The sequence below is a fragment of the uncultured Brachyspira sp. genome (assembly GCF_910578695.1).
In the GTDB taxonomy this organism is placed as follows: Bacteria; Spirochaetota; Brachyspiria; order Brachyspirales; family Brachyspiraceae; genus Brachyspira.
The window spans coordinates 1-10,734 of record NZ_CAJTQJ010000059.1; the positions used below are offsets into that span (position 1 = coordinate 1).

Sequence of the window (10,734 nt, forward strand, 5' to 3'; positions counted from 1 at the left end):
TATGAGCTTTGATACTCTGCCATTCTACGAATGTCAGACGCTCATAATTTTTATAATTTAAGTTATAAACTGCTCGTTTATCTTTATTGTTGCTAGCGATAAATTTACTTTAAATTAACTTATAACTGATATTATAAAAATTGTGAGCGTATAGCAAATTCGCCGAAGGCATACAGAGTGATTTACTTTACTTTTTGCCGCAGGCACGCACCGAATGGTGGCGGCGAACAATTTTTATCAGCAATAATAAAAAATAATAATTACTGCATATCAGCTTTTAATATAGCAGAAATATGATATATAATAGCATCTCCTTCTTTACTATTAGAGCTGAATGTTAAGCTTGATAATTCTTCATAAATAGTAAAATCTATATTATTTATAATTAAATTTCTAGTGTATATGCCATTCATAATATCAGATTCTTCATTTTGTATAATAATATTATCGTATTCATTTTCTAAAATATTCATCAATAATAAAATAGGAATTTCATCATCAAAATCATCATAAATACAGTAAAGCTCATATTTATTTTTAGCCTTTCTTAAATACCATTTATTCATAGCATCTCTCCTATTAAAGATAAAATAATATTACAAAAAACAGCATCAAATTTAATTGTATAATTACACTTTATATATTATATAAATATTTTTTATTAATTTTTAGAATATATTATTTTAAATAATATTTCAATTTATTAAAAAAAGTAAAATATCTAAAAACATTACTATTGACAATAATACTATTTAGTGTATAATATTTTCAACAAATAAAAATAAAAAGGAGATTAATTTATGTCTTCTCAAATGAACGAACAGCTAGAAGCCATTTATAACAAAGTAGTAAAAAGAAATCCCGGTGAAAATGAATTTCATCAGGCAGTAAAAGAAGTATTAAGTACTTTAGAAGTTGTATTGAAGAAAAAGCCTCATTATATTGAACAAAAGATAATAGAAAGAATATGCGAACCTGAAAGACAAATTATGTTCAGAGTTCCTTGGATGGACGATAAAGGAGAAATACATATAAACAGAGGTTTCCGTGTACAATTCTCAAGCGTTATAGGACCGTATAAAGGAGGACTTCGCTTTCACCCATCTGTTTATTTAGGCATAATTAAATTTTTAAGTTTTGAACAAATATTTAAAAATGCCCTTACAGGTCTGCCTATAGGCGGAGGCAAAGGAGGTTCTGATTTTGACCCTAAAGGAAAAAGCGATAATGAAGTTATGCGTTTTTGCCAAAGCTTTATGACAGAACTTCAAAGACATATAGGATATGATATAGATGTTCCTGCAGGAGATATAGGGGTTGGAGCCAGAGAGATAGGATATTTATTCGGGCAATACAAAAGACTTAAAAACAGATTTGAGCCCGGCGTATTAACAGGAAAAGGCTTATCTTATGGAGGTTCTCTTGCAAGAAAAGAGGCTACAGGATACGGACTTGTATATTTTACAGAACTTATGCTTAAAACTAAAAATGAATCATTTGAAGGCAAAAAAGTAATTGTTTCAGGTTCAGGCAATGTTGCTATTTATGCTATGGAGAAAGCTTCCCAATTAGGTGCTAAAGTAATTGCCTGTTCTGACTCTAACGGAGTGATATTAGATGAAAACGGCATAAACTTAGATACTGTTAAAAGATTAAAAGAAGTAGAGAGAAAAAGATTAAAAGAATATACTAATTCACATTCTAATGCCAAATACTTAGAAAACGGATGTATATGGGATATAGAATGCGATGTTGCCTTGCCTTGTGCTACTCAGAATGAACTTAATGCTGACAATGCTAAAACACTTCTTAAAAATGGCTGTAAATGTGTTGCTGAGGGCGCTAATATGCCTGCTACTCCTCAAGCTATTGAAGAGTTCCAAAAAGCAGGTATATTATTCGCACCGGGAAAAGCTACAAATGCAGGAGGAGTTGCTACTTCAGCTTTAGAGATGCAGCAAAATGCTTCTATGGATAAATGGGAGTTTGAATATACTGATAATAAACTTAAAAACATTATGGCTAATATTCATAATACTTGTTATCAAACTGCTGAAGAGTACGGATTTAAAGGCGATTATTTGAAAGGTGCTAATATAGCAGGATTTGTTAAAGTAGCTGATATAATGATACCTTATGGTTTAGTTTAATTTTATTTAATAAAATAATTAATGCCGTTAGCATATTTATATATGTTAACGGTTTATTATTAAGAACAAACTATTTCATTAATCGTTAAATTCTTTTATAATTTCAGAATACTGTCTAAATCTTAATAAACTAAATTTATAATTATAATTTTTAAGTACCTCTTCGGCTCTTTTTATGAACTCATCTTGATTATATAAAAGCAAATCTATATATCCGCCTAATGTACCGAAAGCACTTCCTAATATTATACCTATTTCTTTACCGCTTCCTTTTTCTCCCATAATATTTTCAATATCATCTGTAATATTATCTCTTTCATTAAGAAGTATTTTATTTATATTTTCATCATCGAAATCATTATCTTTATTCTCATAAAAATGATAATGTAAATACACTGCCCTAGCACCCATTTTAGAAATCTTTACTAAAGCATCATAATTATAATTATAGAAATCGTATACAAGTCCCATATAACAGCTGTTTCCCATAAATATATCATCTCTTAAATAATTATCATAAGGTTTTCTTTCATAAAATGAATATCTTTCTGTAGGCTCTTCAATTATTTTTTTATCTCTGTTTTTTAGAATATCAATTATAAAGTCATAAAGTTTTGTAAGCTCTATCATACCATCAAGTTTTTCATAACTTTTCAAAGCTTCTCCCAAATAGAATTTTGCTATATTCTCACCTATTGCATGTTCAAGCATTATATAAAAAGTATTGTATGCATAATCTTCTTCCAATTCATTCAATTTTTCATTATAAAATTTCAAATTAAATGAATCTGCATCCTTATTAAACTCAGCATATACTAAAATTTCTTCAAAACTGAAATCCTTATCATATATTTTAAAATTAAAATTTTCCACATTCTGTTTCGGCATATAAGGAAAAAATTTCCATTTACTTTTTAGCTTATCAGGCATAGCAGATACTATTCTAGGAGTAAGATAAAATAAATATTCCTTACCCTCTATAGTAAATATAAACTCATAATTACCGCCGAAATTAAACTGCAAATCATTCGATATTAAAAGAGTTCCTTCAGATACAAACTCTGCTATTTCATCTGATGACATACTAGATTTCTTTTCTATAAAATCAGATATAATTTTTTCATTTTCTTCAAACCATTTCCAAAATATATTAACTCTTTTTTCAAAATTAATTCCTTCATCTCTGTCTTCAGAACATAATATATAAAAATTATAAGCATCAGAATCTTCATTATCCAAATCATAAGCCTTTTTAAAATATATTTCTGCATTTTCTTTATTGCCATTATAATAATAAGCATATCCTACTCTATAGTTCCATAAATTGTCATCAATACATTCCTCTCTAATATACATTAAATTATCTAAAGCCTTATCATATTCTTCAGTATTATTATAGGCTCTGGCAAGCAAACTAAAAAGTTCTGTATTCATTTCTTCATTTGGGATTGAAGTTATAATTTCAATAATTTTTTCATGCTCATCTTCTTCATGCAATTGATTAATTTTTTTAATGATATTCATCAAGTTATCCTTATAATTTAAGTTCATAAAAATATTTTTTTGTATTTAAGTCTTTTTTCATATATATATTATAATGAAAATTATTAAGTTTGTAAAGATAAAGTTGTATATTAGTTCTTGAAAATAAACCTATTATTAACTCATCATTTTTGCATGCATCTTTAAATGATAAAGTAAATTCCTTTAATACTTTAGTGTTTTTGTTTATGATGCCAATAATTTTAAAAATTCTTTCAAGTCATATAAAATACTACTATCTAAATCCCATATATCTTTTTTCATAGCATATTTTAAACCGCAATATTTACTTGCATGTTTCTGTTCTAATTTACTGCATGTATCAAATCTAATATAATTATTTATATATAACTTATCAAACTCTTTATCGCTTATATCCTTACCATTATTTTTTAAGCATTCTCTCCAACTCTCTAAACAGTCAGCAAAAAAGGAATCAGACTTTTTTATTGATTTTAATACAGTTTCTAATTCTCCGTATCCATTTACATGCATAATATAGCATACAAAATCAACATCAAGTTTAGAAGATTTTTCTAATTTATTTATTTCAGTGATATTTACATCATCACATACATTTTTCAAAGTATTATTTATAAAATTAATTCTTTTATCTATACCTTCTTTATCAGCATCTAAAATAATGCCCACTTTATTATATTTATCAAATTTTATTTCTTCTAGTTTTTTATTAAGGTTGTTCATACCTTCTAAACATTCAAATTCGCAAATACATTGAACATTTATACTGCCGACATTAGAACATTCTATCAGTCTTTCTATAAAAAATTTATCATTTTCACTTTCAACTATTATTAAATTATTCACCTCTAAACTCCCCATTATTAAGAAGTGCATATTCCAGCTGTTCATTATCTCTGTCTTTTATATTAATAAGCCCTGTTTTTTGATTTCTATAAAACTCTAAATATAATCCTTCATTATTTTTATTTTCATTATTAAAAGCTTCTATACATTCCTTTGAATGAGTAGCTGCAAATATCTGACAATTAGCCTCTTTAGAAATATCAAAAATTAATTTCCATAGCTTAGGATAATTTGTATAATGTATGCCGTTTTCTATTTCATCAATAAATAAATATCCGTCCTTACTAGCCCATATAGCACAGATTATAGCAATATATCTGTTTATGCCCTCACCGAATGAAGATAATAAAATAGGTTTTTCTATGTCTTTTAATTTTAATTTCAATACTATTTCATTTCTATTTTTAAGTATTTGTCTAAATCCCACAATATTATTATCAAATATTTGCAAAGATTTATCGAGATAATCTTCTTTGGATAAATTAATAAGATTGCCATACAAAACAGCTATATCTCTTTCACCCATTTTTGATGTATGTACAAAATTTGAAATATATTTTAAATCTTCTTTTATTATTCTAAAGCTTCTTATAAAATAATTTAAATATATTTTTTCATTTTTTTCATTTACAGATAATAAAAAATATGAACTATACTTTTTACTATCTTTCAATTCATCATCAAATTCTTCTAAAAAAGATTCTTCTATAATATAATTATTATTATTTACATGTTTAACTTTTATATTATTGATATTTGATATAATATTAAAATATATAAAATCATTATAAAAAAAATCTATTTCAAAATCATCGTTTAATGAATTTTGCCTATTTCTAATCATTTCTTTTAATTTATAGGTAAGAGAAATAATAGTATCAGAACAAACCGCAATATCAACACCTTCCATGAAAGATGTTTTTCCTACATTATTGTGACCGCCTATTAAATTTACTCTTTTAAAACCATCAAATTCTAATTTTTTAAAGCATTTGAAATTTTCAAAAGATATATTTTTAATAAAATGATTTTCCATTGTTTCCTCTTTATATTATACAATTGTATGTATTTTATAATTTATAAATATTATTGTCAAGAATATCAGATTATGACAAAATCAAATCTTTAATATAATCATAATAAATATTTTATATCTTTATTTATGAAATCTTTATTTTTTCTTATAATGAACTTTATCATTTTTCAATTCTATGCAAAACTATTTTATATCAATAGTTTACAGTATTAACTGAAGTATCTTAATTATATCAGCAGAAATAATATTTTAATTTTCAATAATCTTTATAGGAAGAAGTCTTTCAAGTTCTGTCTTTGATATCTGAGTATTTCCTGTTATAAGGCTTAATACTTTTATATTTTTTTTATCATTTAAAGCATTATAAATATATTCTAAACTATAATCTTTATTATAATTTTGTAAAGGATATATAATATTAACATGATTCTCGCATACAAACTCTTTCTCTTTTACTATTGCTGATTTTATATTTATATTTTTATGAGAGCCTGTTATTCTGTTAACAGCTATAACATTATTTTTTAATATTAAATCTTTAGATATATTTCTTATATACTGAAGCTTTCTTTTATTAGGTATTAGTATTTTTCCGTCAGCTATATTAGATGAATATATTAAAGGTATAGAATTATTTTTATCATCAGTAAGATTTTCCTTATATTTATTCCAAGCAATGCTTCCTGTTTTTACCTCATAACCTATCTCTTTTAAACTTACAGTATCTTTATATGCTTTATTTAAAAATGCTTTATCTTCTGTAAATATTGTAATGCCATTTTTTGAGAATATATATTTTTTATTTTTATGATTATTAGTTTTTTTAAGTATTAAAAGCATAACTTTTTGATTAGCCATATAAAAATTGTCAGAGCCATCTACAATATGCATATATTCAATACTGCTTCTATTTATTATATATTCTCTTAATTTTCTGAAAAAAGCCCCGTTATTCATAGAAGGAGGAACTACATAAGCTAAATATCCGCCGTCTTCTAAAAGCTCTAAACCCAATTTTATAAATATAGAAAATATGTTAACTCTTCCGCTTATTATATCATTATGCTTTTTCTTTAATTTCTTATCAGGCTTAAACTCAAAATAAGGAGGGTTTCCTATAACATAATCATATTTAATAGATTTTTCACTGTCAAGCTTCAAAGTATCCAAACATCTTATATCAGCATTCTTTATTAACTTCTTTGATATAGCAGCTAAACTCTCATCAATATCAAAACCGTGTAATTTAGGACTTTCAAAATATTCATTGCATGATAAAAGAAACTCTCCGCTTCCTGATGCAGGATCAAGTATTTTAACATTATCTTTTTTTTTAGAAATGGATAATAATTTTGATAAAAGCAAATCTCTTATACTTTTAGGAGTGAAGTACTGACCTAATTTTTTTCTTTTTTCTATATCAGTATTTTTAAGATAATCAAAACTTTCTTTAGTATATTGCTGATGCATATATCTCTCTTACTCTTTACAAACTATTACAAAACTCTATTACATTATTTTCGCATTTTATTCTATCCGTATGAGAAAAATAATCTGCATTAGCATATTTATTTATATTCTTATTTTGTTAATACCATAAGCAACTCTAATATAAACATCAAATTCTCTGTCGAATTTATATAAATAAAAATTGCGTGCATATTATATCTGAAAATATATTTTTAATTTCTTTGTTATTTGATATTCTTCTATTAAAACCATATTTTTTTAAAGAAGCTTCAAATCTATCTTCAAACTCATTTCCCTTTTTACTTTTGAGCCATTCTTTTTTATTTTTCTGTATGTCTGTAAAAATATTGCTAAGCATTTTTTTAATATAATTATAAATCAAAATATTGTCAAGTATTATATTTTATACTAATTGTTTCCATAGCCAAATATCAGGCTTACCTATACCATTTGCATCAGGAAAAATTCCTGCTATTTTATATCCGTTTTTCTGATAAAATTCATAAGGATGATTATTAATATTTTTTATATTATCAAATATATATGACATACTAGTATTATTAAAATCAAATTGATGCAGATTTGTTTTAAAATACTCATCATCTGAGCCAAGCATAATATTTAATACATTTTTTAATTTTGCTTCCCTTTCAATCTCTTTTAATAACTTAGAACCTATGCCAATATTTCTATATAATGATTTTACTATCAAAGGGTGAAGTTCAAATGTTATATTTGAGTACATATATAAAAGCCCCGCATATCCTATCAATATATTATTTTTTATATATCCCAAAGAAATAAAAGATTTATTAATCAATTCTATTACATCATCTATACTATAAAAACTGTTAAATGCTTCTGTCATCATTATTGATATATCTTTTGCATAATTAATATTTTCTTTAATATTTATAAACATAAATAAAAATCCTTTTTCATATATTGACTGTTATAATCATTAAATATATAATCTCTAAAATATTTATCAATAATAAAAATAAATAAAAATAAAAACTATGAAAAAAATTATTATCATAATATCTTTAGCAATACTGCTAATATCATCATGTAATACTTTAAATATCATTGTGCCTAATAATATAAGAAAAATATTAGCAAAAAATATTAATGAAGATAGAAGTAAAAATCCTCTTTACAGAGAGTTCAGAGCAGCTTGGATATCATCTGTAGTAAATATTGACTGGCCCCTAAAAGGAGGAAGCGAATCCGAACAAAAAAAACTTATATTAAAATATCTAAACACATTATATGAAAATAATTTTAATGCATTATTTATTCAAGTAAAACCAGATGCAGGAGTAATATTTAAATCAAAAATAAACCCTGCAACAAGATATTTTTCAGGCTCATATACAACAAATGAAAGAGATGATTATCCTTTCAAAACAGATATGCTTGAATTTATTATTGAAGAAGCTCATAATAGAAATTTAGAAGTTCATGCTTGGTTTAATCCCTATAGAATATCTTTAAACTATGATAAAAATAAAAGCTATGAAGAACAGTTTTCCAAAAAAAATTTTATTCATACATATATTTCTAATAATTTAAAGCCTATATATTGGTATGATAACAGACTATATTTAGACCCGGGAGAACCCATAAGTGCAAAATATATAAAAGATTCTGTAATGGAAGTAGTTGAAAATTATGATATTGACGGCATACATTTCGATGATTATTTTTATCAGAATGCGGCAAAAGGAAAAACATATAAAGACTGGCCCGATAAAATAAGTGCTGAAAAATATGGAGAGAAAAGAGGATATGATATTAATAATAAAGATTATGATGATTATGGAGTTAATGGGCTTTATGCTTGGAGAAGAGATAATATTAATAGGCTTGTAAGCGATATATACAAAGAAATAAAATCAAGAAAGCCTTATGTAAAATGGACTATATCTCCTGCAGGCGTTTGGAGAAATAAAGAAAAAATATCAGAATATGCAGGAAGCAAATACGGAAGCCGTACAAAATCATATAATCCGAATTTTGATGCATTGCATGCAGATGTGCTTTTATGGATGCTAAACGGAGAAAAAACATCTAGCTTGAATAATGCATCAGTAAAAGACGGATTAAATAAAATGTATATTGATGCTGTAATACCTCAGGTGTATTGGAGTTCAAAACATAGAACTGCTCCTTTCGATACAATAGTAAAATGGTGGGTTAATGAAGCAGAGAAATCAAGCAGCGGAAAACTTGCAGATATTTATATAGGGCATGCATTATACAGAATGGGAAGCTCTTCCAATATAGAACCTTGGCAGGATATTGATTTAATGTCAAGGCAAATAAATTATATAAGAGATGTTGGAAAAGGATATATTAAGGGATCATCTTTTTTTACTATGCATAATATGTATAAAAATGACAGAGATACAGGAAATTTCGGAAATGATGCGGTTAAATATATAAAAGAAAATAATTATATATTTAAAGCAATAGTACCTACAATGAACACTATGAAAAATATTAATAAAGCTCCTCTAAAACTAGAAAATCCGTCTATTAGAAAAGTGTTTGGCGGGATAAAATTAACATTTACAGATCCTAATGAATACAAACTAGATAAATATGGGCATCTGCTTCCCTCTTATTCTGCATATTATGCAGTATATAGAGAAACTATAGGAGAGACTGGAATAGAATTGATAGATAAAATAAGAAGGAAAAATTTTAATGTTAATTCAAAGGTAACTTATAAAGATAAAACTATAGATTCAAAAAAAACATACATATATTATATTACTGCTTTGGATAGAATACATAATGAAAGCGAATATCTCAAAATAGTAAATAATTAAAATATAATTTGACAAATATTATCTAATAAGTATACTTATAGATATGATATTAGAAAATTTATATTATAGTTCCTACTATAAAAATCATCGTCTTAAATACGAAGTTTTATTTTCAGATAATAATTTTGAAAGCGAAAAAAAAGCTATATTAAATGATGATTACTATATTATTCATAAAAAATATTCAGCATATATTCATCAAAAAGATATTATAGGATACGATAGAAGCATATACAAAATTAATGATAACAAACTTATTTATAATTATAAAAGCGATGATGCCAGAATGTTTAAAATTATAAATCATAATAATAGAGAGTATTTTATTTTTAACAGAGATTTATCAGGTTTTTCTATATTAAAATTAGACAATACATACGAGGAATTTAGTTTTTATAATAATAAATTTATAGCTCCAAATGGCACTATAGTTTTTACAGATGCACAATATTCAAATAATAAAATTCTTTTTTATATTTTTTATTTATTGAAATCAGATAACGGTACATTCAAAAGAATATTTGATTATTTATTATTTGATTTATCTGATATATCATCAGAAAATAATATTCATTTTGCAGAAATAAGAAAGCTAGTGTCAAATGTATATAATCATAAATTATATTTTATTTATAAAGCATATTTTAAAGATAATGATATAATAGCAGAAGATTTATTAAGTAAAGAAAAATTTATATTAAAAAATATTTAATTATAAAAACTTATATATAAATAAATTGATATATAAAATTAAAATCTTAAATAAATAAAATATTTGGGGCTGGCCCAGATAACTAAAAAAGCTCCCTTTTTGCTAAATTATATATGATTTCTAATTGTTTTTCAATATCTTTATTGTTGAATCTAAATT

Annotated in this window: 10 protein-coding genes; 3 read left to right on the forward strand and 7 right to left on the reverse strand. The window is 24.9% G+C overall.

The annotated features are described in order from the left end of the window. Positions 1-260 precede the first annotated feature (260 nt). A complete protein-coding gene (locus QZ288_RS11245; protein WP_295158915.1) occupies positions 261-566 on the reverse strand; it encodes a hypothetical protein in 306 nt (101 codons plus the stop codon). A 234-nt stretch (positions 567-800) separates the two neighbouring features. Here QZ288_RS11245 and gdhA point away from each other — a divergent pair, with 234 nt between their 5' ends. Then, positions 801-2,150 carry an NADP-specific glutamate dehydrogenase gene (gdhA, locus tag QZ288_RS11250; protein ID WP_295158916.1) on the forward strand — a complete coding sequence of 450 codons (1,350 nt, stop codon included), beginning with the start codon at positions 801-803 and terminating at the stop codon, positions 2,148-2,150. A 78-nt stretch (positions 2,151-2,228) separates the two neighbouring features. Here the strand turns inward: gdhA and QZ288_RS11255 are convergent, their stop codons facing one another. The 6 genes from QZ288_RS11255 to QZ288_RS11280 all read right to left on the reverse strand — a co-directional run bounded on the left by QZ288_RS11255 (position 2,229) and on the right by QZ288_RS11280 (position 7,948). Further along, positions 2,229-3,674, reverse strand: a complete 1,446-nt coding sequence (locus QZ288_RS11255) for a hypothetical protein (RefSeq protein ID WP_295158918.1) — start codon at positions 3,672-3,674, stop codon at positions 2,229-2,231. A 204-nt stretch (positions 3,675-3,878) separates the two neighbouring features. Continuing rightward, positions 3,879-4,520: a DUF3226 domain-containing protein gene (locus QZ288_RS11260; protein WP_295158920.1), complete on the reverse strand. Its 642-nt coding sequence runs from the start codon at positions 4,518-4,520 to the stop codon at positions 3,879-3,881. Next, on the reverse strand, positions 4,513-5,556 hold the full coding sequence (locus tag QZ288_RS11265; protein ID WP_295158922.1) for an AAA family ATPase: 1,044 nt from the start codon (positions 5,554-5,556) through the stop codon (positions 4,513-4,515). The genes QZ288_RS11260 and QZ288_RS11265 overlap by 8 nt, the downstream gene beginning before the upstream one ends. Before the next feature lie 249 nt (positions 5,557-5,805). Then, the gene (locus QZ288_RS11270; RefSeq protein WP_295158924.1) at positions 5,806-7,026 is read right to left on the reverse strand and encodes an N-6 DNA methylase; all 1,221 of its coding nucleotides are present in this window, start codon (positions 7,024-7,026) and stop codon (positions 5,806-5,808) included. 166 nt (positions 7,027-7,192) lie between these two features. After that, entirely contained in the window at positions 7,193-7,384 is a 192-nt protein-coding gene (locus QZ288_RS11275; protein WP_295158926.1) for a hypothetical protein, read from the reverse strand. Between the two features lie 45 nt (positions 7,385-7,429). Continuing rightward, the gene (locus tag QZ288_RS11280; protein WP_295158927.1) at positions 7,430-7,948 is read right to left on the reverse strand and encodes a GNAT family N-acetyltransferase; all 519 of its coding nucleotides are present in this window, start codon (positions 7,946-7,948) and stop codon (positions 7,430-7,432) included. A gap of 97 nt (positions 7,949-8,045) precedes the next feature. On the opposite strand from QZ288_RS11280, the gene QZ288_RS11285 reads away from it, so the two are divergent. Together QZ288_RS11285 and QZ288_RS11290 are read left to right on the forward strand one after the other, a co-directional pair. After that, positions 8,046-9,863, forward strand: a complete 1,818-nt coding sequence (locus QZ288_RS11285; RefSeq protein ID WP_295158929.1) for a family 10 glycosylhydrolase — start codon at positions 8,046-8,048, stop codon at positions 9,861-9,863. 43 nt (positions 9,864-9,906) lie between these two features. Then, positions 9,907-10,575 carry a hypothetical protein gene (locus tag QZ288_RS11290; protein WP_295158931.1) on the forward strand — a complete coding sequence of 223 codons (669 nt, stop codon included), beginning with the start codon at positions 9,907-9,909 and terminating at the stop codon, positions 10,573-10,575. Positions 10,576-10,734: the final 159 nt, after the last annotated feature.